22 protein-coding genes and 1 pseudogene are annotated in these 24,732 nt (G+C 41.3%); 5 read left to right on the plus strand and 18 right to left on the minus strand.

The features are described from left to right. A pseudogene (locus B4F91_RS03600) lies at positions 1-62 on the minus strand (RNA pyrophosphohydrolase); the annotation flags it as partial. Positions 63-639: 577 nt separating this feature from the next. On the opposite strand from B4F91_RS03600, the gene mutH reads away from it, so the two are divergent. Continuing rightward, complete coding sequence (mutH, locus tag B4F91_RS03605; RefSeq protein WP_286939158.1) at positions 640-1,311, plus strand: DNA mismatch repair endonuclease MutH; 672 nt, start codon at positions 640-642, stop codon at positions 1,309-1,311. A 180-nt stretch (positions 1,312-1,491) separates the two neighbouring features. Here mutH and eno read toward each other — a convergent pair whose 3' ends face one another. The 5 genes from eno to rlmD all read right to left on the minus strand — a co-directional run bounded on the left by eno (position 1,492) and on the right by rlmD (position 9,005). Beyond that, positions 1,492-2,790, minus strand: a complete 1,299-nt coding sequence (gene eno / locus B4F91_RS03610) for a phosphopyruvate hydratase (protein WP_029771921.1) — start codon at positions 2,788-2,790, stop codon at positions 1,492-1,494. A gap of 113 nt (positions 2,791-2,903) precedes the next feature. Beyond that, positions 2,904-4,538 carry a CTP synthase gene (locus tag B4F91_RS03615; protein WP_004586236.1) on the minus strand — a complete coding sequence of 545 codons (1,635 nt, stop codon included), beginning with the start codon at positions 4,536-4,538 and terminating at the stop codon, positions 2,904-2,906. A 177-nt stretch (positions 4,539-4,715) separates the two neighbouring features. Further along, on the minus strand, positions 4,716-5,513 hold the full coding sequence (gene mazG, locus B4F91_RS03620; RefSeq protein ID WP_138579054.1) for a nucleoside triphosphate pyrophosphohydrolase: 798 nt from the start codon (positions 5,511-5,513) through the stop codon (positions 4,716-4,718). 1 nt (position 5,514) lies between these two features. Next, a complete protein-coding gene (gene relA, locus B4F91_RS03625; protein WP_286939159.1) occupies positions 5,515-7,671 on the minus strand; it encodes a GTP diphosphokinase in 2,157 nt (718 codons plus the stop codon). Positions 7,672-7,679: 8 nt separating this feature from the next. Next, a complete protein-coding gene (gene rlmD / locus B4F91_RS03630) occupies positions 7,680-9,005 on the minus strand; it encodes a 23S rRNA (uracil(1939)-C(5))-methyltransferase RlmD (protein WP_288635379.1) in 1,326 nt (441 codons plus the stop codon). Positions 9,006-9,116: 111 nt separating this feature from the next. Between rlmD and barA the strand changes: the two genes are divergently transcribed. Further along, positions 9,117-11,891 carry a two-component sensor histidine kinase BarA gene (gene barA, locus B4F91_RS03635; protein WP_096041284.1) on the plus strand — a complete coding sequence of 925 codons (2,775 nt, stop codon included), beginning with the start codon at positions 9,117-9,119 and terminating at the stop codon, positions 11,889-11,891. 103 nt (positions 11,892-11,994) lie between these two features. On the opposite strand, the gene pdxJ is transcribed toward barA, so the two are convergent. From pdxJ to rpoE, 10 genes are all read right to left on the minus strand, one after another. Continuing rightward, positions 11,995-12,726: a pyridoxine 5'-phosphate synthase gene (pdxJ, locus tag B4F91_RS03640; protein ID WP_004586231.1), complete on the minus strand. Its 732-nt coding sequence runs from the start codon at positions 12,724-12,726 to the stop codon at positions 11,995-11,997. 21 nt (positions 12,727-12,747) lie between these two features. Then, the gene (gene recO, locus B4F91_RS03645) at positions 12,748-13,440 is read right to left on the minus strand and encodes a DNA repair protein RecO (protein WP_024033080.1); all 693 of its coding nucleotides are present in this window, start codon (positions 13,438-13,440) and stop codon (positions 12,748-12,750) included. Positions 13,441-13,460: 20 nt separating this feature from the next. Continuing rightward, positions 13,461-14,393: a GTPase Era gene (gene era / locus B4F91_RS03650; protein WP_286938040.1), complete on the minus strand. Its 933-nt coding sequence runs from the start codon at positions 14,391-14,393 to the stop codon at positions 13,461-13,463. After that, positions 14,383-15,060 carry a ribonuclease III gene (gene rnc, locus B4F91_RS03655; protein ID WP_004586228.1) on the minus strand — a complete coding sequence of 226 codons (678 nt, stop codon included), beginning with the start codon at positions 15,058-15,060 and terminating at the stop codon, positions 14,383-14,385. The genes era and rnc overlap by 11 nt, the downstream gene beginning before the upstream one ends. A gap of 2 nt (positions 15,061-15,062) precedes the next feature. Beyond that, positions 15,063-15,998 carry a signal peptidase I gene (gene lepB / locus B4F91_RS03660; protein WP_004586227.1) on the minus strand — a complete coding sequence of 312 codons (936 nt, stop codon included), beginning with the start codon at positions 15,996-15,998 and terminating at the stop codon, positions 15,063-15,065. Positions 15,999-16,014: 16 nt separating this feature from the next. Beyond that, a complete protein-coding gene (lepA, locus tag B4F91_RS03665) occupies positions 16,015-17,802 on the minus strand; it encodes a translation elongation factor 4 (protein WP_029771928.1) in 1,788 nt (595 codons plus the stop codon). 188 nt (positions 17,803-17,990) lie between these two features. Next, positions 17,991-18,440, minus strand: coding sequence for a SoxR reducing system RseC family protein (locus B4F91_RS03670; RefSeq protein WP_004586225.1), 450 nt, complete (start codon positions 18,438-18,440; stop codon positions 17,991-17,993). 19 nt (positions 18,441-18,459) lie between these two features. Then, positions 18,460-19,410, minus strand: coding sequence for a MucB/RseB C-terminal domain-containing protein (locus B4F91_RS03675; RefSeq protein WP_054982697.1), 951 nt, complete (start codon positions 19,408-19,410; stop codon positions 18,460-18,462). A gap of 4 nt (positions 19,411-19,414) precedes the next feature. Further along, positions 19,415-20,041, minus strand: a complete 627-nt coding sequence (locus B4F91_RS03680; protein ID WP_024033083.1) for a sigma-E factor negative regulatory protein — start codon at positions 20,039-20,041, stop codon at positions 19,415-19,417. A 1-nt stretch (position 20,042) separates the two neighbouring features. Beyond that, positions 20,043-20,624, minus strand: coding sequence for an RNA polymerase sigma factor RpoE (rpoE, locus tag B4F91_RS03685; RefSeq protein WP_004586222.1), 582 nt, complete (start codon positions 20,622-20,624; stop codon positions 20,043-20,045). 245 nt (positions 20,625-20,869) lie between these two features. Here rpoE and nadB point away from each other — a divergent pair, with 245 nt between their 5' ends. Further along, the gene (nadB, locus tag B4F91_RS03690; protein WP_024033085.1) at positions 20,870-22,480 is read left to right on the plus strand and encodes an L-aspartate oxidase; all 1,611 of its coding nucleotides are present in this window, start codon (positions 20,870-20,872) and stop codon (positions 22,478-22,480) included. Here the strand turns inward: nadB and B4F91_RS03695 are convergent. Next, a complete protein-coding gene (locus tag B4F91_RS03695) occupies positions 22,455-22,874 on the minus strand; it encodes a hypothetical protein (RefSeq protein WP_286936966.1) in 420 nt (139 codons plus the stop codon). The two genes, nadB and B4F91_RS03695, sit on opposite strands and share 26 nt — an antisense overlap. Then, positions 22,867-23,118, minus strand: a complete 252-nt coding sequence (locus B4F91_RS03700; RefSeq protein WP_004586219.1) for a succinate dehydrogenase assembly factor 2 — start codon at positions 23,116-23,118, stop codon at positions 22,867-22,869. Before B4F91_RS03700 ends, B4F91_RS03695 begins: the two co-directional genes overlap by 8 nt. 162 nt (positions 23,119-23,280) lie before the next feature. On the opposite strand from B4F91_RS03700, the gene B4F91_RS03705 reads away from it, so the two are divergent. Both B4F91_RS03705 and B4F91_RS03710 read left to right on the plus strand, forming a co-directional pair. Further along, complete coding sequence (locus B4F91_RS03705) at positions 23,281-24,192, plus strand: YgfZ/GcvT domain-containing protein (RefSeq protein WP_286936967.1); 912 nt, start codon at positions 23,281-23,283, stop codon at positions 24,190-24,192. A 12-nt stretch (positions 24,193-24,204) separates the two neighbouring features. Beyond that, entirely contained in the window at positions 24,205-24,690 is a 486-nt protein-coding gene (locus tag B4F91_RS03710) for an FKBP-type peptidyl-prolyl cis-trans isomerase (RefSeq protein WP_004586217.1), read from the plus strand. Positions 24,691-24,732: the final 42 nt, after the last annotated feature.

Consider the following 24,732-nt stretch of genomic DNA (forward strand, 5'->3'; position numbering starts at 1 on the left):
TGCCCCTGATTATTGCAAATTACAATTCCGACATTGGCACGAAAACCTTCGGCATCAATCACCTTAGTGCCTCATTTGTAAGTCGATTTTTAATGATTGTTCCACATTAGCTGCAATTCGGCAAACACTATTATCCCCAAAGTCATCACGCCCTAATCGCACGTTTACTATTTACACTGTGCATAACGACTTAACCTTAAATGAGCACTGAGTAATTACAAGGATAAAATAACCCTTAATTGACGCAACTTTTAGTAAAAAAAGCTAAGCTATGCCTTGATTATTATGTTTAGTGCTATTTACTCACAGCTTGTGTATAACTTTTGATAAACAAGGCTATTTTGCAAACAAGTCCACAATAGCAGATCTAAAAACTCGCTTTCTCCACAGATTCTGTGGATAAACATGTTTATATAGTTGTATTTATCCCATATAGAATTTGCTAACTTAATTAAAGCTGAATGAGTTAATTGAAAATATTAAAGCTAGTCAGTCACTTACAGTTAAACTGTGACTTTTTGGGGTGAGCAAAATTACGCCAAACACAGTGCGTATAAAAAACAACCAAAAGCAAAGATATCCACCTTACGGGGGTTTTGCTATCATGGCGCTGTTAATTATTCAAGGTAAATGAGTAGCATGCGACCAACAAAACCCCATTCAATTAATGACTTAATGCAACGCGTAAACGCTATTGCCGGTTTAACATTAGGGCAATTAGCCTCTCAATACAGCTTTAAAACCCCTGACGACCTATTACGCGAAAAAGGCTGGACCGGGCAACTTATTGAATACGTGTTAGGCGCTACTGCAGGCTCAAAACCCCTCCCCGATTTTGAAGATTTAGGCATTGAATTAAAAACACTGCCTATTTCGTATAAAGGAAAACCCTTAGAAACCACTTTTGTGTCGGTTACCCCCCTTATAAACGTAACCGGCATGACGTGGCATACAAGCGCTGTGCGTAAAAAACTCAATCATGTTTTATGGCTGCCTATATTGAGTGAGCGCGATATTGCGCCTTTTGATAGAACCATAGGCAGTGGTTTTTTATGGCAGCCTACGCCTGAGCAAGATGCGTTGCTACAACGAGACTGGGAAGAACAAATGGAGTTAATAACGCTTGGGCGAGTTGATGAAATATCGGGCCATTTAGGTGATGCCATTCAAATTAGGCCAAAAGCAGCTAATAGCAAAGTGGTTACCGATGCTATTGGCCCAAATGGGCAAACAATAAAAACCTTACCGCGTGGTTTTTATTTAAAAACCAGTTTTACAGGGGCTATTTTAAAGCAGCAGTTTCAGCTCTGAGCTGTGCAGAAAATATTATGAGTTAAGCAAATCCTGTTTCGCACTACGTGCGCGCGTCAGCAAGCTTAACGCCTACAAAGCATTCTCATCTCTTTGAAAAATTATCAGGCATAAAAAATCCCCGCATTAGCGAGGATTTTATTATCTAAAATTAAAAATAAGATTCTATATAAAATAGAATTACTGACCTTTAACTTCTTTAAGACCGTTGTAAGGTGCTTTAGAACCTAGCGCTTCTTCAATGCGAAGAAGTTGGTTGTACTTAGCAACACGGTCAGAACGGCTCAATGAACCTGTTTTAATTTGACCAGCAGCAGTACCCACTGCTAAATCAGCAATTGTTGCATCTTCTGTTTCGCCAGAACGGTGCGAAATAACAACTGTAAAGCCTGCATCTTTAGCCATTTTGATTGCTGCTAACGTTTCAGTTAGTGAACCAATTTGATTAAATTTAATTAGGATTGAGTTAGCAATACCGTTATCAATACCGCGTTTTAAAATCTTAGTGTTAGTTACGAATAAATCATCGCCTACTAATTGGATTTTATCGCCCATTAATTTAGTTTGGTGCGCAAAGCCATCCCAATCTGACTCATCTAAGCCATCTTCAATAGATACAATTGGGTATTGCTCAGTTAAATCTTTTAAGAAGTAGTTAAACTCTTCTGAAGTGAACTTTTTGCCTTCACCTTTTAGATCGTAAATGTTTGCTTCTTTGTCGTAAAACTCAGAGGCTGCACAGTCCATAGCCAGTGTAATATCTTTACCTAGCTCGTAACCTGCGTTTGCTACAGCTGTTTTAATAGCTGCAAGTGCCGCTTCGTTTGATGCAAGGTTTGGTGCAAAACCACCTTCATCACCTACCGCTGTAGAGTGGCCGTCTGCTTTTAATACTTTAGCAAGGCTGTGGAATACTTCAGCGCCCATACGTAGGCCTTCGCGGAAGTTTTCAGCGCCAACAGGTTGGATCATAAATTCTTGAATATCTACAGAGTTATCGGCGTGCTCACCACCGTTGATGATGTTCATCATAGGTAACGGCATTGAGTAAACACCTGGTGTACCGTTTAAGTCTGCGATGTGCTCGTAAAGCTCAACTTTTTTAAATTGTGCAGCGGCTTTTGCAGTTGCTAGTGATACCGCTAAGATAGCATTTGCACCTAGTTTTTCTTTATTTTCGGTGCCATCTAAATCTAGCATTACTTTATCTACAGCACTTTGCTCTAATGCATTTTGGCCTTTTAGCGCATCCGCAATTTCGTTGTTAATAAAACCAACTGCGTTTAATACGCCTTTACCTAAGTAACGGGCTTTGTCACCATCACGTAGCTCTAGTGCTTCGCGAGTACCTGTTGATGCACCTGAAGGAGCGGCAGCGCGGCCCCAAGAACCATCAGCTAAATATACATCAGCTTCAACAGTAGGGTTACCACGCGAGTCCATAATTTCGCGACCAATTACTTTTACGATTTCTGACATCTTGATTCCTCTATATTCCCAAAATGGTGAGTTCAGCTAACTTTACTACGTTTTATATCTTTTAGTCAGCCCTTTAGACAAAAAAGCCGTGCAATATGCACGGCTTTTTTTAATTACGAAGACGTTTTTTGATGAGTATGAGCAGCTGCTACAAACCCTTCAAATAACGGGTGACCATCACGTGGTGTTGACGTAAATTCCGGGTGGAATTGCGCGGCAATAAACCATGGGTGATCTTTATTTTCGATGATCTCTACTAGTTTTTTATCTTCTGATAAACCGGTAAAGCTTAAGCCTGCTTGCTCTAATTGCTCTACAAAGTTGTTGTTTACTTCGTAGCGATGACGGTGACGTTCAATAATTTCTGTATTGCCGTACACTTCGTGCACCTTAGAACCCGGCGTTAAGTGACATTTTTGTGCGCCTAAACGCATGGTGCCACCTAAATCAGATTTTTCATCACGTATTTCAATGTTACCCTCAGCATCTAACCACTCGGTAATTAAGCCCACTACTGGCGCTTTTGAGTGAATATTAAACTCAGTTGAGTTAGCGTCGGTTAAACCTGCAACATTACGTGCGTATTCAATAAGCGCTACTTGCATACCTAAACAAATGCCTAGGTAAGGTACTTTGTTTTCACGGGCATACTTAGCTGCTAAAATTTTACCTTCAACACCACGGCCGCCAAAACCACCTGGTACTAAAATAGCGTCTAGATGAGAAAGCAGTTCTACCCCTTTGCTTTCTAAGTCTTGCGAGTCAACGTATTCAATATTAATGGTTAAACGGTTTTTAAGACCTGCATGTTTTAGTGCTTCGTTAACTGATTTGTATGCATCTGGTAGTTCAATGTACTTACCAACCATACCAATCGTTACTTCGCCAGTCGGGTTAGACTCTTGATAAAGTACTTGTTCCCATTCAACTAAATCAGCTTCTGGTGCGTCAAGGTGGAAACGACGACACACAAAGTTATCTAGCTCTTGTGATTTTAATAGCGCAGGAATTTTGTAAATGCTGTCTACGTCAGGAAGCGAAATAACCGCTTTTTCTTCAACGTTTGTGAACAATGCAATTTTTGCACGTTCATTGTTAGGCAATTTACGGTCTGAGCGACAAATAAGAATATCTGGCTGAATACCTACAGAGCGTAACTCTTTAACCGAGTGCTGTGTTGGTTTGGTTTTTACTTCGCCTGCAGGGCCTAAGAATGGCACTAGCGTTAGGTGAATAAATAGCGCACGTTCGCGGCCAATTTCTGTACCTAACTGACGAATTGCTTCAATAAATGGTTGTGATTCAATATCACCTACTGTGCCACCAATTTCTACAATCGCAATATCATGACCTTCAGCACCGTCGTATACACGTTGCTTAATGTCATTTGTGATGTGTGGAATAACCTGAATAGTTGCACCTAAGTATTCACCACGGCGCTCACGACGTAGTACATCTTCGTACACTCGCCCTTGTGTGAAGTTGTTGCGGCTGGTCATTTTGGTGCGAATAAAACGCTCGTAGTGACCTAAATCAAGATCCGTTTCGGCGCCGTCTTCTGTAACGTATACTTCACCGTGTTGAATTGGGCTCATTGTGCCTGGGTCAACGTTTATGTAAGGATCCAGCTTTAAAATGGTAACATCTAAACCGCGGGCCTCTAAAATAGCTGCCAATGACGCTGCTGCAATACCTTTACCCAACGAAGAAACAACCCCGCCAGTAACGAAGATAAATTTTGTACTCATGCGAACCCTAGAATATCAGGAATTAAAAGGAATATAACACCCGAGAAAGAGACTCTGGGTATATCATCAAGACGGGGCGAAATTGTACCAAAACAGCGTTGAGCAATCCAGCTAAAAATAGCGTTTAGACGCACAAAAAATGTTCGTTGATTAACATTAGGTTGTACTGAGCTAATCTTATTTCGCTTTTTTAATGGCTTCCCATGCTTCTTCCATTTCCTCAAGCGTTGCGCGCTCTAAACTTTTACCTTTTGCAATTAAATAACCTTGCACTTTTTCAAAGCGTGCCGAAAACTTATCGTTGGCTTGTCTGAGTAGTTGCTCTGGGTCGCGTTTAACATGGCGAGCCACATTTACTGTGGCAAATAATAAGTCGCCTATTTCTTCTGCTGTATGATCGGATGAAGGGTCGTGCTCAAGCGCTTCTTTTACTTCAAGTACCTCTTCACTTACTTTATCAAGTGCCCCGTGGTAGCTTGGCCAATCAAAACCAAGTGCGGCAACACGCTGCTGAATTTTTTTAGCTTTAGTTAGACTTGGCATATTGGTGGGTATATCTTGCCAAAGTGAGGCTTTGCTTGGCTGTACTTTTGCTGCACGCTCTTGTGCTTTAATTGCTTGCCATTGCTCTGCTAATTGCTCGTCGGTTAATGCTTGCTTGGTGTTAAAAACATGAGGGTGACGGCGGGTAAGTTTACTATTTAGCTCACTAACCACGTCGTTAAAATCAAATAGCTCCTGCTCTTTAGCAAGTTGTGCGTAAAAAACGATTTGAAACAGTAAATCACCCAGCTCATTTTTAAGCTCGTTTAAATTACCCGACTCTATGCAATCGGCCACTTCAAAGGCTTCTTCTAGCGTGTGCGGTACAATCGATTTAAAATTTTGCTTGCGATCCCACGGGCAACCGTCGGTAGGATCGCGAAGCAACGCCATAATATCGAGTAGTTGCTCAAGGGCGTTACTGTTTGCCATTTTATTGGTTTCGCTTGGCACTGTGAACACCTTCAATTTGATGCAGCTTTGACAAAACCCGGTTTGTGCCCGACAGGTCATGCACTTCTATTTGCATAGTAAATACCGCTAACTGATCGGCCCCAACGGTATTGACGTTCATGTTGATCACATTTACTTTTTCGTTAGCCAGTACAGAGCTAATATCGCGAATTAAACCTGAGCGATCGCTTGCTTCTATTTTTATACTTAGCGCATAAGAGCCGTTTATTTCATCTGACCAACTAACCGATATTACACGCTCTGGGTGCAGCTCTTTTAAGTTGTTAAATGAATCGCAATCTTCTCGGTGTACCCCAATGCCACGGCCTTGTGTAATATAGCCAATTATTTTATCGCCAGGTACTGGGCGACAACACTTAGCAACGTGGCTCATTAAGCTGCCCACACCATCCACCACAATGCCGTTTTTATCGCCAGTTACTTTACTTGGCGCTTTAAAACGAATTACGGGTTCTTCTTCGGTACGATCACTGACAAAGTTAAGCATTTGGTTTAAGCGAACATCGCCGGCACCTATGGCAACCATTAAGTCATCTAGTTCTTTAAAATTAAAGCGCTTAATGGCTGGGTCTAAATCTTTGTAGGTTAAATCTAGCTTTTGCAGTTCGTTATCAAGAATCTCTTTACCGGCGCTTAAGTTTTTATCGCGGTCGAGCTGTTTAAACCAATGATGGATTTTAGCCCTTGCACGCGACGATTTAATGTAACCAAGCGATGGATTTAGCCAATCGCGGCTTGGATTAGGCTGCTTTTGCGTGAGAATTTCTACCTGATCGCCCGTTGATAGCTGATGTGTAAACGGCACTATTTTGCCAAATACTTTAGCCCCTATACAGCGGTGCCCTACATTTGAGTGAATGTAGTAAGCAAAATCAAGCGGTGTAGCACCAACAGGTAAATCGATAATATCACCGCTTGGGGTAAATATATAAACGCGGTCTTCTACAACTTGGTTTTTAAGCTCTTCGGCTAAATCGCCCCCATCAACCACTTCTTCTTGCCATTGTAGTAATTTGCGCAACCAGCTAATTTTTTGCTCATAGCCTGAGCCACGCCCAGGTAAAGCGCCTTCTTTATACATCCAGTGCGCGGCTACGCCTAGCTCTGCATCTTGGTGCATTTCGCTGGTGCGTATTTGTATTTCAACGGTTTTCCCTTCAGGGCCAAATACCACGGTATGAATTGATTGATAGCCATTTTGTTTAGGTGTAGCAACGTAGTCGTCAAACTCTTTATTAAGGTGGCGCCAATTAGTGTGCACAATACCTAGCGCGCCGTAACAATCTTGCAGGCGCTCTACAACAATTCGCATTGCTCTAATATCAAACAGCTGATCAAACTCGTAGTTTTTTTGCTGCATTTTTTTATAAATGCTGTAAATGTGCTTAGGGCGGCCATACACTTGCGCCTCAATACCGGCTTCGCTTAGGCGAGCTTTTACTTGCGCAACCATATCTTCCATATAGGCTTCACGGGCAAGGCGCTTGTCATCAAGTTGTTTAGCAATGCTTTTATAGGTGTCGGGGTGTAAATACCTAAATGATAAATCTTCTAGTTCCCACTTAAGCTGGCCTATACCTAACCTGTTTGCTAACGGGGCAAAAATATCGGCGGTTTCTTTAGCGGCAATAACACGCTCTTCTTCATCGCCATTTTTTACATTGCGTAAATGGCACACTTGCTCAGCAAGTTTAATCACCACAGCGCGCACATCTTCAACCATGGTAAGTAACATTTTACGAATGTTATCTACCTGCATAATGCCTTTACCTTGGTGCGATAAAGTACTAATAGCAGCCATTTGCGCAACCCCAGTTAAAAGCATGGCTACATTTTTGCCAAGTTGTGCTTCTACGGTTTCAAGGTCTACTAAGTCATTTAAGTAGTAATGCGTGAGATACGCGGTTGCGAGAGATTCTGCATCTAAATTTAGCTCGGCTAAAATCTCGACCATTTCTATGGCCGTGTTTTGCCGTGCTTGGTTGTCACATGTAACACACAATGCTTGCGCTTTGTTTAGTAGCGTTATTTTCTCTTGCGATAACGCTAACTGTTTTAGGCTAGTAGCAAAGTCACCTGTGTCGTCCTGCTGATGTGATTGACGTGTAGCGACCATAAAACGCTTTACCTCCGTTGAAATAACGCCATTGTTTCTATGTGTCCTGTATGTGGAAACATATTCATTAGCCCAATTTTAGTAACTTCAAAGCCTGCTTGCGAAATAATTGCACTGTCACGGGCTAAAGTAACAGGATCGCAAGAGACATATAAAATGGTTTTAAACTGCTTTAAAGGTAGTTGCTCTAAAACAGCCATAGCACCTGTACGAGAAGGGTCTAATACTAATACGTCTAGCGCCTTATTAAACCATTGTGCTGTTTCAATTTTTTGCGTTAAATCAAAACAATGAAAGTGCGCATTAGTGATAGAGTTAGTTTGCGCATTTTGCGTCGCCATTGCAACCGCCGATGCAACCCCTTCTACGCCAATAACCGATTTAGCATGCTGGGCTAGCACTAATGAAAAGTTACCAACACCACAAAATAAATCCAATACTTGCTCGTTTCCTTGCAAGTTAAGCCAATTTACCGACTGAGCTAACATAGCTTGGTTAACTTCATCATTTACTTGAATAAAATTACCAAGGCCAAATTCGAATTTTAAATTAAACTTTTCTAAAAAATAATAGGGCGTAGGCAAATGAGCCTGCTCTATAACATCACTGTTGTCTTGCCAGGTAATTAACCACTGCTGTGCGTTTGCCGCTTCTTGTACGTAGCTTTTGGCTTCATCTGGTATCGCTTTAGTATGGCGAATAACAATAAAGTTCCCAGCCTCGTTTTGGCACAACTGCAAATGACTTATACTGTGTAGCGCTTTGTATTGATTAATAAGCGTTTCAAAAATACTAAATACGTTAGTAAATGCCTTACTAAGCACATCACATTGCTCAATACTAATCACATTTTTAGAGCTAGGCGCACGATACCCAACTCGCATTTTTTTAGCGGCTTTATCATACATTACGGCAATACGGGCACTGCGTCTGTAATGAGTGGGCTTACTTAAAAGAGGCGCTTGCCAATTTAAGTCGCTTAATTTGGCAAATTTTTGAAACAGTTGCGTCACTGCATTTTGCTTTTCAACCACTTGCTGATTTATTTCTAGGTGCTGCAACTGGCAACCACCACAGTGATTATAATGCTGACAAAAAGGCTGCGTGCGCGCACCGCTTGGATTAATAACCTTAACCAGCTTTGCGCTACTGTACTTGGCTTTATCTTCTATTAGGCTTGCCGTTACTTTTTCATTCATTAAAGCGCCGCTTACAAAGCACACTTTATTATTGTGTTTGGCAACGCCCCGCCCTTGATGATCCATGGCCGTAATATTAAGTGTGAGTGTTTGCTGTTTAAGTGGTTTTTTCTTTGCTTTAAAAATTTGCGCCATGCGGCATTACCTTAAATTTTGTATTACGTATAAGCAAATCAGATGCTTTGAGAATAGCCGATGAACCGTATATACTCGATCCATACTAATAATGATAATAACGCTTCCATTATGACCAAATTAGGCTTACGTGATTCTGTTTTAACCTTAACCTTGATCCCCACAGTGATCATTGGTTTGTTACTTGGCGGCTATTTTACAATAAATCGTTACATTGAGCTTGATGAAATTTTATATCAGCAAGGCAGCTCAATATCTGAACCCTTAGCAATTGCTTTAGAGCAGCCTTTACTTGAAAAAAATAAAAAGCTGCTCAACCGTCTGATTAGTTACACACACAATAAGCACTCCCCAACCATTAAATCGATTGCTATTTTTGATACCAGCAATCAGCTTATTATGACCAGCAACTATCATCGCTCGTTTGATGAACTAACTCAAAAAGAACAAATTGAAAATCTTCACACAACAAAAATTAATAAATCAGAAGAGTTAATCACGTTCTACACCCCAATTTTTAATCACTCTGCGCCGGTATCAAAATGGGATATTAATGATTTTCAAACCCCGCTTGGCACCGTTATTTTACAACTTAATAAAGACCAAGCGATTATAGGCCAGCAGCGAGCGGTTTTAATTAGCGGCATTGTTATTTTATTTTCAATAATATTGGCATCTATTTTAGCGCTTAAGCTTAGCCGTATGTTTATGAACCCGCTTAATAAGTTAGTACTTGCCACCGACAAACTAGTTGAAGGTAAAAGAGACACGGGTTTAAACGACACCATGATGGGCGAATTTGAACTTTTGCGTGAAGGGCTTAATACCATTGCCCACACTATGGTTATGCAAAAAGACGAAATGCAGAAAAATATTGATCAGGCAACGAGTGATTACCGCGAAACCCTAGAGCAATACGAAACCTCAAATATTCAGCTAACCATGGCCAAAAAAGAGGCACAAGATGCTAACCGCGTTAAGTCCGACTTTTTAGCTAAAATGAGCCACGAGTTACGCACCCCACTTAATGGGGTTATTGGCTTTACGCGCCAATTGTATAAAACACCTTTAAATAAACATCAAAAAGATTACCTCGATACCATAGAGCTTTCTGCCAATAGCTTATTGACGATTATTAGCGATATTTTAGATTTTTCTAAACTTGAAGCAGGCGCAATGGAGCTTGAATCAATCCAGTTTCAACTACGCGATAGCGTAAACGAGGTTATGACATTATTAGCTCCCTCGGCGCATGAAAAACAACTTGAGCTATCTATTTATATCAACCCACAAGTGCCTGATGATTTAACCGGTGACCCCACTCGCCTTAAACAAGTACTCATTAACTTGTTAAGTAATGCCATTAAGTTTACTGAAAAAGGCTCTATAAAAGTTGATATAAGCTACCGCTTATTAGATGAAGACCGCGCCTCTATTTTAGTATCAGTAACCGATACCGGTGTGGGTATTCCAATGAATAAGCAAGATGCATTATTCACTGCATTTGGCCAAGCAGATTCATCCATCACCCGTAAATTTGGCGGCACTGGTTTGGGTCTCATTATTACCAAACATATTGTAGAGGCTATGAATGGCCGAATAACGCTAAATTCAGCCCCAGGAAGCGGCACCTGTTTTACCTTTAATGGTGTGTTTAGGTTGCCTGATCATACCTTTAGTAACGACTTACCTTCTAAATCGCTCATTGGCAAACGCATATTATACTTAGAGCCACACGAGCATACGCATCACTCAGTGCTTTCTGTATTAAACGAGTGGGAAACTGTAGTAACCGCTTGTTTTAATGAAGGTGCATTTCGAGACGCTATTAAACATAAAATGTTTAAATACGATATTTGTATTATTGGTGATATGGCATCGGTAGATGACATGCAACGTTTAAAGGGTTATATAAATAGCGTACGTGAGTCAACTGATTATTTATATTTAATGCTTAATACTATTTCTCATAGTATGAGAGAGTCTTTCATTGGTAGTGGTGCAGATGTATGTTTAAGTAAGCCGCTTAATCATCGTAAATTATGTGAAGTACTGGCTGCGCCTTATCGCCTTGATCATCCTACCTTAAATATTGAGCCAAGCGATCAAACATTATTGCCATTAAAAGTACTGGTGGTAGATGACAACGATGCAAACTTAAAACTTATTTGCACCTTGTTAAAAGAGCAAGTTGAATTTATAGATACGGCCTACAATGGCTCGCAAGCCTACAGCTTAAGTAAAAGCCATAAGTACGATGTTATTTTTATGGACATACAAATGCCGATTATGGATGGCATTACCGCGTGTAAACTTATTAAGGAGTCTTCTTTAAACGAAGACACACCTATTATTGCGGTAACCGCGCATGCACTGCACAGTGAAAAAGAGCAGCTATTAAAAGATGGCTTTAAAGGCTATTTAACTAAGCCTATTGATGAGGATATGCTGAGCCAAATTATTTGCGATCATAGTCCGCAATCGCCCGTAAGCCGCGACAAAATTAAAAGTGTAACGTCACAAAGCCCAGCTCCATTTGAAAGTAACTGCTTAGATTGGTCGCTTGCGCTACAACGCGCAGGGGGCAAAGGTGAGCTGGCGCTGGAAATGCTCAATATGCTATTACAAAGTGTGCCAGAGACGCTCTCGCAGCTCAACGAAGCTATTGAGCAAAACGATTGCCAAACGGTATTAAGTGTTATCCACAAATTCCATGGCGCGTGCTGTTATACCGGTGTGCCTAAGCTTAAATCACTGGCAGAAACCATAGAAACCTCACTTAAAAGTGATTGCGTGCTAGATAACGTTGAGCCTGAACTATTTGAGCTTCAGGATGAGCTGGAAAACCTCATGGCAGATGCAAGTGCTACCGAGCATCAACGCTAAAAAACACGTAATAAAAAAGCGCAGTAAATGCGCTTTTAACAGGTTTTAATACCATTTTACTTAATTAAGTATTTCTATGAAATGGTGCCACCATGGGGTTAAATTATAACCTTGCCTCAATCATGAGGCGTTTCATGTCGCGTACTGCTTTTTCAAGGCCATCAATAGCTGCGCGCGCAATAATAGCGTGGCCAATGTTAAGCTCATAAATTTCAGGCATTGCAGCAATTGGTTTTACGTTATGATAATGAAGGCCATGCCCTGCATTTACAATTAAGCCTAAGCTCGCCGCGTATTTTACACCCTCTCGTATGTGCTCAAGCTCTTTGTGTAAATCTTCATCATTAGTGGCATCTGCATACGCGCCGGTATGAATTTCTACATACGGTGCACCACACGCTTTAGCTGCATCTAACTGTGCTTTATCGGCGTCAATAAATAATGACACTTTAATACCCGCATCAGTTAGTGTTTTAGTGGCCGCTTTAATTTTATCTACATTACCAGCCACATCTAGGCCGCCTTCGGTCGTAAGCTCTTCACGTTTTTCAGGTACTAAACATACGTACTCAGGCTTTACTTCAAGGGCAATGTTAATCATTTCATCTGTAACCGCTGTTTCAAGATTCATACGCGTTTGAATTGTTTTAGCCATTACGTATACATCGCGGTCTTGAATATGGCGACGGTCTTCACGCAAATGAATAGTAATACCATCTGCACCGGCGTGCTCTGCCACACTGGCTGCATGTGCTGGGTCTGGGTATGATGTACCACGCGCTTGGCGAAGCGTTGCAATATGATCAACGTTTACGCCTAAAAGAATGTCTTTCATTTTGTTACCTGTAAAATATGTTTATTGAGAGGCCATAAATAATTCACGGCTTTTTAATGGTTTATTACCCAGTAAAGGTTTTAGTAAATAACGGCTTAATTGTTTTGCCATATAGAGTACATCGCTTTGGCTAAAATCATGATTAGCAATCGCTTTGAGCTGCGCGCCGCTAAACCCTGAGCGCGTATCTTGTTGCATCAAAAAACCCAACTCAGGAAAGTAACTATACGTTTGCCTTTCATCAATTGGCTCACCACTGGCATCAAAGCTAAAGTCAACGCCATAACCCAACAACTCTAATAATTGAAATTCGTATGAGCGCAGCACCGACTGTAAATCGACATCGCTATTTAAGTTCTCTAGGTGAGTTTTGTAGAGCTCAAACACTTGTTCAAGTGGCTCGTTTACCGGCACAATGCGGTTAGTCAGCTCATTTAAATAAAAGCCACAGTAAAGCTTATCCTTAGTTAAATATAAAGGATTACCATGTAGCTCAAATTTATTAATGTATTTTAAATCGTACTTGCCACTGTAATGAACAAGCAGTGCCTGAAAAGGCTGTAATTGTGCTTTGTGTTTAGTGGCCTGGCGACCACTCACTCTGGCTAGCATTCTAAGCTGGCCTACGCCTTCTACCAGCATATCGAGCATTACTTGGGAGTCGCTATAAGGACGCCGATGTAATAGGTACGCTGTGTAGAAGTCGCTATCCATATTAGTTGGCTAAATGCTGGTTAATCTTCGCCATAGCCTAAACTTCTTAAGGCACGTTCATCATCTGCCCAACCCGATTTAACTTTAACCCAAAGCTCTAAAAACACTTTGTTATCGAGCATTTCTTCAAGGTCTTTACGGGCTTCACGGCCAATCACTTTAAGCTTTTCGCCTTTGTTACCTATTACCATGCGTTTTTGGGTTTCACGCTCAACAAGAATTAACCCATTGATATGCCAAACACCGTTTTCTTGCCATTTAAACTGCTCAATTTCTACAGTCACAGAATACGGCAGCTCTTCACCCATAAAGCGCATTAGCTTTTCACGAATAACTTCTGCCGCCATAAAACGCATTGAGCGGTCGGTTACATAGTCATCAGGAAAGTAAAATTCGCACAGTGGTAAGCGTTTAGTTACTTCGGCTTTAATTAAATCAACGTTTTTACCTTGCGTTGCCGATACCGGCATTATGCCCACAAAATCAAATTTGTCGCCAAGCATCTTCATATGCGGTAATACTAAATCGCGGTCTTTTACTTGGTCTATTTTATTAATAACAAGTAAAACAGGCTTACCACTTTGCGATACTTTATTAAGTACCATTTCGTCATCGGCATTCCAGTGAGTGCCCTCAACAACAAAAATAATAAGCTCTACATCACCAATTGAACTCGATGCAGCACGGTTCATTAAGCGGTTAATAGCGCGCTTTTCTTCAACGTGTAAGCCCGGCGTATCAATATAAACAGCTTGGTGTTGCCCTTCTGTATGAATACCCATAATACGGTGGCGAGTTGTTTGTGGCTTGCGCGAGGTAATACTTACTTTTTGCTCAATGATTTCATTAAGCAATGTTGATTTACCTACATTAGGGCGGCCAACAATGGCAACCATGCCACAAAACGTATCAATATCACCTTCATGAGGCTGTATTAAGGTATCAAGATTCATTTTTTAGTATCTTCAATGCTTTTTCGGCAGCTTTTTGTTCGGCTTTACGGCGCGAGCTACCAACTGAAATAATGCTATCCATACCTTCAACTATACATTCAACCGTGAACGTTTGATTGTGCGCTTGACCTTTGGTATCAACAACGGTGTAGCCCGGTAAAGATAACTTACGCGCTTGTAGATACTCTTGCAGCAGGGTCTTAGGATCTTTTTGATTAAGCCCTGGTGAAATAGCATCAAGTCGAGATTCGTACCACGCTAAAATTAGCTCGCCACAGCGGTCTATGTTTGAGTCTAAAAACACAGCCCCTATAATGGCTTCTACAGCATCAGCTAATGTTGATTCACGACGAAAACCACCGCTTTTTAACTCACCCGGCCCAAGGCGCAAGTAGTCACCTAAACCAAACTCTAGCCCAAATTCAGCAAGGGTTTGGCCACGCACAAGCGTAGAGCGCATACGGCTTAAATCGCCTTCACGCGCTTTTGGAAATTTGTCGTACAAAGCATTGGCAATAACAAAGCTCAAAATTGAATCGCCTAAAAACTCTAAGCGTTCATTGTGCTGACCTTTATGACTGCGGTGCGTCATTGCCTGTTCAAGTAAACCTTGATCAGCAAATTCGTAGCCAATTCGTTTATATAATTCTGTTACATTTTTTTTCATTGTTACTGAATATTACCTAGGCGTTCAAAACGAACACCAGTTGGAACCCATCCTGGTAAAACATCATCTGGGCCATTCTCAAATTCAAAACTCATCCATATAAAGACAGCTTTACCCACCAAGTTTTCTTTTGGTACAAAGCCCCAAAAGCGACTATCTTGGCTGTTGTCGCGGTTATCACCCATCATAAAATAATGATCAGCTGGTACAGTCCATTCATCCGAAGGAGTCCCTGGTTGCTGATAGTAACGCCCTTTACGTTCAGGAGCGCGTGGGTTGATTAAAATGTCGTGCTTGAGTGTCGTTAAATCTTCATTTACTCGGGCAAGCGACATTTGGCCTTGTTTAAACTCATTATCGTTAATTAATTTAAAATCAATTTTATTAAACTCATTACAAAGTAAGTCACCCTGCTGGGTCTCGCCTTCTTTACAATTAGGTTGAATATATAAACGCTTATCACGATAAACAATTTTATCGCCTGGTAAACCAATAGCACGTTTTATATAATCTACTCGCTCATCTAACGGGTATTTAAAAACAACAATATCGCCGCGTTCAGGCTCGCCTACATCTACAAGCTGGCTACGCCATACTGGGTCTTTAATCCCGTACGAGTACTTTTGTACTAAAATAAAGTCGCCCACCAACAAGGTAGGCATCATTGAACCTGACGGTATTTGAAAAGGCTCAAAAATAAACGACCTAAAAATAGTAATAGCTGCAATCATCGGAAAAATCGACTTTGCAGTTTCTGTAATTGCCGGCTCAGGTGCTATTAACGCCGCTGTTTCTTCATCAAGCTGGCCACCGGCAGATGTTTGGGCAAGCGCCAAACGCTCTTGCCTTTTTGGCGCATACATTAGGTGGTCAATTAACCATATTAAACCAGAGCCTAACGTTAATAACACCAATAAAACTGAGAAATAACCAGCCATCTATAATCCTTTGTTTTTATTTACCAACTTTCAAAATAGCTAGAAACGCTTCTTGCGGTACTTCTACGTTACCCAATTGCTTCATTCGTTTTTTACCATCTTTTTGCTTTTGCAGTAGCTTTTTCTTACGACTCACATCACCACCGTAACACTTAGCGATTACATTTTTACGTAATTGCTTAACCGTGGTACGCGCAATAACATGTTGTCCTATTGCAGCTTGAATCGCAATATCAAACATTTGACGCGGAATAAGCTCTTTTAACGCATCAGCAAGTTGGCGGCCACGTGATTGTGCACTGTCGCGGTGAACAATTATAGCGAGCGCATCAACACGTTCACCATTGATAAGTATATCAACACGTACCATGTCTGATGTTTGAAAGTGCTTAAAGTTGTAATCAAGCGATGCAAAACCACGACTGGTTGACTTTAATTTATCAAAAAAGTCCATAACCACTTCAGCCATAGGTAGTTCATAAGTTACAGCGACTTGCTTGCCGTGATAACTCATTTTAGTTTGCATACCACGCTTTTCTACACACAGAGTAATAACGCTACCTAAAAACTCTTGCGGTACAAGTATGTTTGCCTCTACCACTGGTTCGCGTATTTCAACAATATCATTTACCGCCGGTAAGTCAGACGGGTTATCAATTTGACTCGTACCTTCTTTGGTTACTACTTCGTAGATTACAGTAGGTGCCGTGGTAATTAAATCAATATCGTATTCACGCTCTAAACGCTCTTGAATAATTTCCATGTGTAGCATACCTAAAAAGCCACAGCGGAAGCCAAAACCCAGTGCTGTTGAATTTTCAGGTTCAAAAAATAACGACGCATCATTTAAGCTTAGTTTATTAAGCGCATCGCGGAACGATTCATAATCATCAGAGGCAATTGGGAACATACCTGCATATACTTGCGGCTTAATTTTTTGAAAGCCTGGTAAACGCACTGGTGCCGCATTTTTTTGATGCGTAATCGTATCGCCCACTGGGGCGCCGTGTATTTCTTTAATACCGGCAATAACAAACCCTACTTCGCCGGTACGTAAAATACCCGTGTTGGTTTGTTTAGGGGTAAAAATACCCACGTGATCAGCTGTATGTACTTGCTCGTTCGACATTATTTTTATTTTGTCGCCGGCACGTAGTTCACCGTGCTTAATACGCACTAGTGATACAACACCTTGGTATGGGTCAAACCACGAGTCAATAATAAGCGCCTGCAAAGGTTGATCTTTTTCACCTACCGGTGGTGGAATATCCTTTACAATCATTTCAAGTACTTCAGCAATACCAACACCAGTTTTTGCACTACATTGCACAGCGTCTAGGGCATCAATACCAATAATGTCTTCAATTTCTTCTGCTACACGAAGCGGATCGGCTTGCGGTAAATCTATTTTATTTAAAACAGGGATTACCTCTAAATCCATTTCAATGGCGGTATAACAGTTTGCCAGCGTTTGTGCTTCAACACCTTGTCCGGCATCAACAACTAAAAGCGCACCTTCACATGCCGCTAAAGAGCGAGAAACTTCATAAGTAAAGTCAACGTGCCCTGGTGTATCGATAAAGTTAAGTTGGTAGGTTTCGCCATCGTTAGCAGTGTAGTTAAGCGTTACACTTTGCGCTTTAATGGTAATACCGCGCTCACGCTCGATGTCCATTGAATCTAACACTTGCTTTTGCATTTCGCGGTCTGTTAAGCCACCACAAACCTGGATCAAACGATCTGAAAGGGTCGATTTACCATGGTCAATATGGGCGATGATCGAAAAATTACGGATATGCTTCATAAACTGGATTCTAAACTTCTATTTTAATAGGCTAAGTACGAACACCTGAGTGACTTGAAAATACTTATTGGGTATAAGTGCTATATAAGTGGCTAAATGCGCTTTAGATAATCAAATTTTGATTGCCTTTTTACCCTGTATTTCCAAGTTACTCTGGTATAAAACGGCAATTTTACATTTAATTGGCCTTAATCACCATCTATTTGCGTTAAAGGAAGGCTAATTGGATGAATTTTTATCACTTTTACATCATGCCTGAGTGTTTTCACTTTGCTTTTGGCCAAAAAGTAACCACCTACACCGCCCAAAGCGGCGAATAATATTTGCCATCCCTGCGCTAAAAGTAGTAATTCGGCACTAATAAATGCAAGCGTTAATCCTAAAAATAAAGGCAGCATGTATACAGCAAAAGCATGTTTGACTAGATGCGAATCATCTAATGAGAGCGTTACTTTTTGGCCCACTTCTACAGGAGTATCAAATTGATATGGAAAGGTTTTTTTATCGCTACCAAAGAGTTTGGCAAAGACTTGCGAGCCACAGCGACCATTACACCCTTCGCAGGCTTTTTTTTGCTGGGCTTCTAAGTGGGCAGTGGTGCCATCTAGGGCAACCACTGTAAGTGTTTGTTCAATCATAACAACCCTTACGAATTGTTTATAATGCGCGAGTCACTGACTCAGCAATTGCCTTTGCGGTTTGGCTTGGCACATTACCAACAACGGATACATCAAAGTTTCCGCCATTATGCACATAAATTGTCGTTGCGCCAGAAGTTAATGATCCGCTTAAGCGGCGACCTGGTAAGGGGCGCTGTACAAAAACAGAAATTTCAACAAACCCGTCAGAATATAAATAATAGTCAGTAAGTTCGTTGTTTAAATCAAGTTTATGGCGGTCTGATTTTAGTAATTTAAAGCCATTAGGTAACCAACCAATGCGCCAGTTTGTGGCATTACTTTTTTCACCTTCCAGTGCGTTACCTGGTAACGGCGTTGGAAAATTACGGTTGAGCACTTCTAAAATCATCGGTGCTGGTTGCTCTGTTACGCTAATATGGGTTAACTGTAGCTGCTCTAATGCTTCACCTTGGTGGTTAACATAAGCGGCTTTTAATAACAGCGATGACTCTGTATCAAGCCAAATCCAATAGTTATATTTGTATTCATCTTTTGATTCTATTCTCACCAGTTGCGCCGCTCGCCCTGCAATACGGCCTTTACCACCTAGCACAAAATCATATTGGCTGCTTAGCGCTTCAATATCTTTAAATAATACTTCAGGTATTGGCCCAGCAATGGAGTCTGTATTTATAGAATATGGCTGCGATTGCGGTTCAAAGTAGGTTACTTGGTCGTTAATTCTCACCATTTCTAAGCCCGCGCCATTAAGTAAACTTAAATGCTCAAGCTCTGTTTCACCTTGCTTTGCATGCACCCAACGGTAAGGTTCCATGGCTTTACCCTTTACCACCACAAAAGAGGCGTCAAAATTGCGGGTATGCACTGCGTTCGCCATGTTTAGTAATAAATCTTTGGCGGGATTTGTGTCGTTAGCAAAAACATTAAAGCTTAATACCAACGACAGAACAAAAGTGATTACTTTCATTTAATTAGTTTTTTTCCTCTTGCGCTTTGTCACTATTTTGCGCTGTTTGCAAAGAGTGTGCAACACGTGCTTGACGTTGATGCTCTAAAACTAACGCGCCAATGCGTTGTTGCTGTAATTCGCGTAAACCTTGCTCAGCGTTTTCAAGAGCAGGTTCTGATGAATAACTCACCGGCGACGCCATACCTGTTAATGGGGTAGTTTGTAAAAGCGGAATTTCGCTTTCTTGCTCGCCCGCACCTTGCGGCAAGGTATTTACGCCAACAATGGCAAACATAGCTACGCTTGCAGCAATAGCAAGTTGTGCAACCGGCTTGCGCCAATTAAACGCCACTACTTTGTTATCTTGCTGCGCTTCACTGTGCTCGGTATCTGGAGCTTTGTTTGCTGTCGATTGGGTGAAATCGGCATACACAGGCTCACTTTCAAGTGCTAAGGCGATGTTATCGCTTATATCGATGTGTATGTCGTTGTTATTTTTTTGAGCACGCATCGCATCACCAATTAGCGCATATCGACCAAACGTAGCAACATCCTGATCAGAAATTTTACCCTCTGCAAGGTGTTGTTCGCCGTCAAGTAATGCTGATAACGTTTCGCTATCCAACTTGTTAACGTGTGCTTTTGTCATACTAAGACTCGCCTATTAATGGGTTTAATTTATTATCTATTGCTTCTCGGGCTCTAAAAATACGCGAACGTACTGTCCCAACAGGGCAATCCATTACCACGGCTATTTCTTCATAGCTCATCCCTTCGATTTCTCTTAGGGTAATCGCGGTTTTAAGGTCTTCAGGCAAACTATCAATCGTATTAAAAATAACAGCGCGTACTTCGTCGCTTAACAGTAAGTTTTCAGGCGATGCGTTTGAACGCATCGAATCCGCACCGTCATAAAACTCGGCATCTTCAGCGTCTATATCGTTTGCTGGCGGTTTACGGCCCTGAGCTACTAAATAATTTTTAGCACAATTAACGGCAATACGGTATAACCACGTATAAAAGGCACTATCACCTCTAAAGTTTGGAAGTGCACGGTAGGCCTTAATAAATGCCTCTTGTGCTACATCTGCAATATCGCCTTGGTTAGACACATAACGTGAAATTAACCCTGCAATTTTGTTCTGATACTTCTTTACTAATAGGTTGAAGGCGTTTTTATCTCCTTGCTGGACCCTTTTTACAAGCGCTAAATCTAATTCCTGCTCGCTCATTCGAGCCGGTACTCCTCTGTTTGATTCTTGCTGGTTATTCATAGTGTCGCCATTGTTCACAAATACTCTGACCTCTTTATGAATAAAAAGTTCTGCTTAATATTATTTTTTTATAAAATAGTCGTAAATAACGGCGCTAAGCCATTAAAATCACTACGTAGTAATATGACAAATATGATACAACTACATTATTAAAAACAAATATTGCTCTAATTTGAGCATTGTAACCGCAAAGTACCTCTGACATGAACCAAAATAAACATCATATTGCTGATGTCGCTATTATCGGTAGCGGCGCGGCGGGCTTATCTCTTGCATTGTCTTTAGCTAACTATTGTAATGTTACTGTGATCAGTAAAGGTGCCCTCACCGAAGGCTCTACACTGTATGCACAAGGCGGGATTGCCGCAGTATTTGATAAAAAAAACGACAGCATAGAATCACATGTTGAAGATACCCTTGATGCCGGCGGTGGTTTATGTGACCGAGAAGCTGTGCATTATACTGCAAGTAATGCGCATCAGTGTTTACAATGGCTCATTGAGCAAGGCGTTCCTTTTGATATGGAGTTTGATAGCAAAGGAAAAGAGCGCTTTCATTTAACCCGCGAAGGCGGACACAGCCATCGCCGTATTTTACATGCAGCCGATGCCACAGGTAAGGCCGTGCAAACCACGTTAATTAGCCAAGTTAAAGCGCATAAAAACATTACCTTGCTCGAGCAATACAATGCCATCGATTTGATTAGTGATAAAAGCTTAGGTAAGCCGGGTTCGCATATTCATGGCATGTACGTGTGGAATAAAAAAGCAAAAAAAGTAGAAACTATTTCAGCTAAATTTGTAGCGCTCGCAACAGGGGGGGCAAGCAAGGTGTATTTGTACACTTCAAACCCTGATGTATCTAGCGGTGACGGTATTGCCATGGCGTGGCGTGCAGGCTGTAGGGTAGCCAATATGGAATTTAACCAATTTCACCCCACTAGCCTTTATCATCCTGAGCTACAAAACTTCTTAATTACCGAAGCTATGCGCGGTGAAGGAGCGTATTTAAAGCGCCCCGACGGCACTCGCTTTATGAAAGACTTTGACGATAGAGAAGAGCTGGCACCGCGCGACATAGTAGCCCGTGCTATCGACTTTGAAATGAAGCGTTTAGGTGCAAATTGTGTATACCTAGATATTAGCCACAAAGATAAAGACTTTATCATTGAGCACTTCCCTACTATTTACGCAAAGTGTTTAAGTGTAGGGCTTGATATAACCAAAGAAGCCATCCCGGTTGTTCCTGCCGCGCATTATACGTGTGGCGGTGTAATGAGCGACTTTAACGGGAAAACCGATTTAGATAACTTATACGCTGTAGGCGAAGTCGCCTACACAGGTTTGCACGGCGCTAACCGTATGGCGAGCAATTCATTATTAGAGTGCATTGTATTTGCTCACGCTGCCGCTAAAGATATTTTAAGTAAACTTGAGCATGCGCCAGCACCACTTGCGCTGCCAAGTTGGGATGAAAGCCGAGTCAGTAATTCTGATGAAGAAATTGTTATTACCCATAACTGGCACGAACTGCGGTTATTTATGTGGGATTATGTAGGCATTGTGCGCTCAACTAAACGCCTAGAACGAGCACTGCACCGTGTTGAGTTATTACAACAAGAAATACATGATTATTACGCAAACTTTAGAGTAAGTAATAACTTATTGGAGCTTCGTAATTTAGTACAAGTAGCCGAGCTGATAATTAGAAGTGCAATGCAGCGTAAAGAAAGCCGTGGTCTGCACTATACGATTGACTACCCTGAGCAAAATGAAAACCCAACACCCACTATTTTGATTCCACCTCGCCATTAATGGCAATCAATGCTACGCGCTTTAAACGTGCGTAGCTTTGCTTATTTACGCCATTAGCTGAAATAATAAGCCATTGGCGTTTATTAAAACCTTTAATGTGTAACCACACACTGGTATTTAATATTTTTGTTTTAGGGGTTATTTGCCCCTGAACTTTTAAACTTTCGTTTTCGAAGCGTATTTGCTTAGGCTCTAAAATAATAACGCCACTTTCAGGGTGAATGGCCACTATTTTTTGCCATACCCAGCAAAGCGCAATTGCATTTACAGTTATACAAACAACAATGCTAAAAAAAGAGCTTAAATAAAGCCCCAATACCACACTTAATAAGCAGAAAAACAGCACCACAGGCCGCTGTTCTGCTTTATTATTTACTACTGTAAACCTATACACGAACTCGGTCTAAAATTAGCGATACCATGGTATTAAGCTCAGCATCTTTACACTCTTCATGGCCCATAAACCATGCAAATAAATCAGGGTCTTCTTGGGTTAGCAAACGCTGAAATACAGCCTGTTGCTGTGCATTTAACGAATCATACGCCTGCTCTACAAATGGCATAAACAAAACATCTAACTCTAACATGCCGCGGCGACAAGCCCAGCGTATACGTGCTTTACTATGAATTTCAGTCATTTTAAACCTCATACTTAATTGTCCCGAGTTTAACAAATACCCGTCTAATTAGCAGCTATTAATCTGTGTTCAAATAATAAAAAACTGCCCGCCTTCGTTGCTGTACCCTAGGTTATAACTGCGTTATTATGTCTACTCATTTGTATTGCACAGAAGGTTTTTATGTCGAGCGTTTATGCATGTCCGTTATCTCACCAACTTATTAGCCTAACCGGTGCGGATAAATTGTCTTATCTTCACGGACAAATCACTCAAGATCTCAATAAACTATCTAACAGCAATTATTTATGGGCTGGTCACTGCAGCGCCAAAGGCAAGTTGTGGGGTGTATTTAAATTATTTTCTCACCAAGATAGCTACTACTTAGCAGGTTCACAGCCTGAGGTAGAGAAGTCGCTCAGTGAGCTAAAAAAATACGCTGTGTTTGCCAAAGTAGATATTGATGTTTCTACGAACAGATTAATCGGGTTGATCAGTGACGATTTAACCCCAGTACTAGAAAAACTTGATATTCGTTTTTCTGATGACCAAACGGCCTGTGACTTCCCAAGTGGTAAAGCCCTTAAGTTAGCGCCAAATCGCGTTTTACTAATGGTTGATAGCCAATTTAGTATGCCAGATGATGTGTCTACATTAGATAACTGCGCACTATGGCAAGAAGCAGCTATAAAAGCGGGCGAGCCACAATTAAATAGTGACGCCATTGGCGAATACGTACCACAAATGGTAAACCTTCAAGCGATTAACGGCATTAGTTTTAAAAAAGGCTGTTACACCGGCCAAGAAACGGTTGCCCGTATGAAGTACCTAGGTAAAAACAAACGCGCTATGTATATTGTTACAGGTAAAAGCGATGGCCTACTTGAAGAGCCTGAGCTTGAAACCCAAGTGGGCGAAAACTGGCGCCGCGCTGGTAAACTAATTGCCCAAAGCTATAACGAAAATAGCCAAACCATATTTGGCCTTGTTGTGCTGCCAAACGATACACCAAGTACACACGTACTTCGTGCAAAGCACGCCCCTCAGGTAGAGCTAAGCATTCTGCCTCTACCTTACTCTCTTGAAGATGAATAAATAGGAATGACTATGATCGTTGCACCAAACACAGTAGTAAAAATGCATTATTCAGTACTGGATAACGATGGCAATACCATTGATAACTCTTTTGATGGCGAGCCACTGGTTTTTATTATTGGCACAGGCTACTTAATCCCAGGGCTTGAAAATGCACTCCAAGGCAAGCAAGCCGGTGATACATTAAATGTAAAAGTAGAACCTGAAGAAGGCTACGGCGAACGTCACGATAACCTAATGCAAGCGGTGCCTAAGTCGATGTTTGATGGCATGGAGATTGAAGTGGGTATGCAATTTAGAGCGTCAACTGATGATGGTGATCAATCTGTGATGATTATCGAGATTCAAGATGAAGACGTTATAGTTGATGGCAACCACCCGCTTTCGGGTATTACCCTTAATTTTGATGTAGAAATTTTAGAGGTGCGCGAAGCAACCGAAGAAGAGCTTGCGCACGGCCACGTGCACGGTGAAGGCGGTTGTGGTCACGATCACTAATCATACCGCCGTTTATAAAAAAAGCGCCTAAGGCGTAATGCC

Origin of the sequence: Pseudoalteromonas sp. UBA6610, assembly GCF_002433295.1 — a bacterium.
GTDB classification, from domain to species: Bacteria; Pseudomonadota; Gammaproteobacteria; order Enterobacterales; family Alteromonadaceae; genus Pseudoalteromonas; species Pseudoalteromonas atlantica.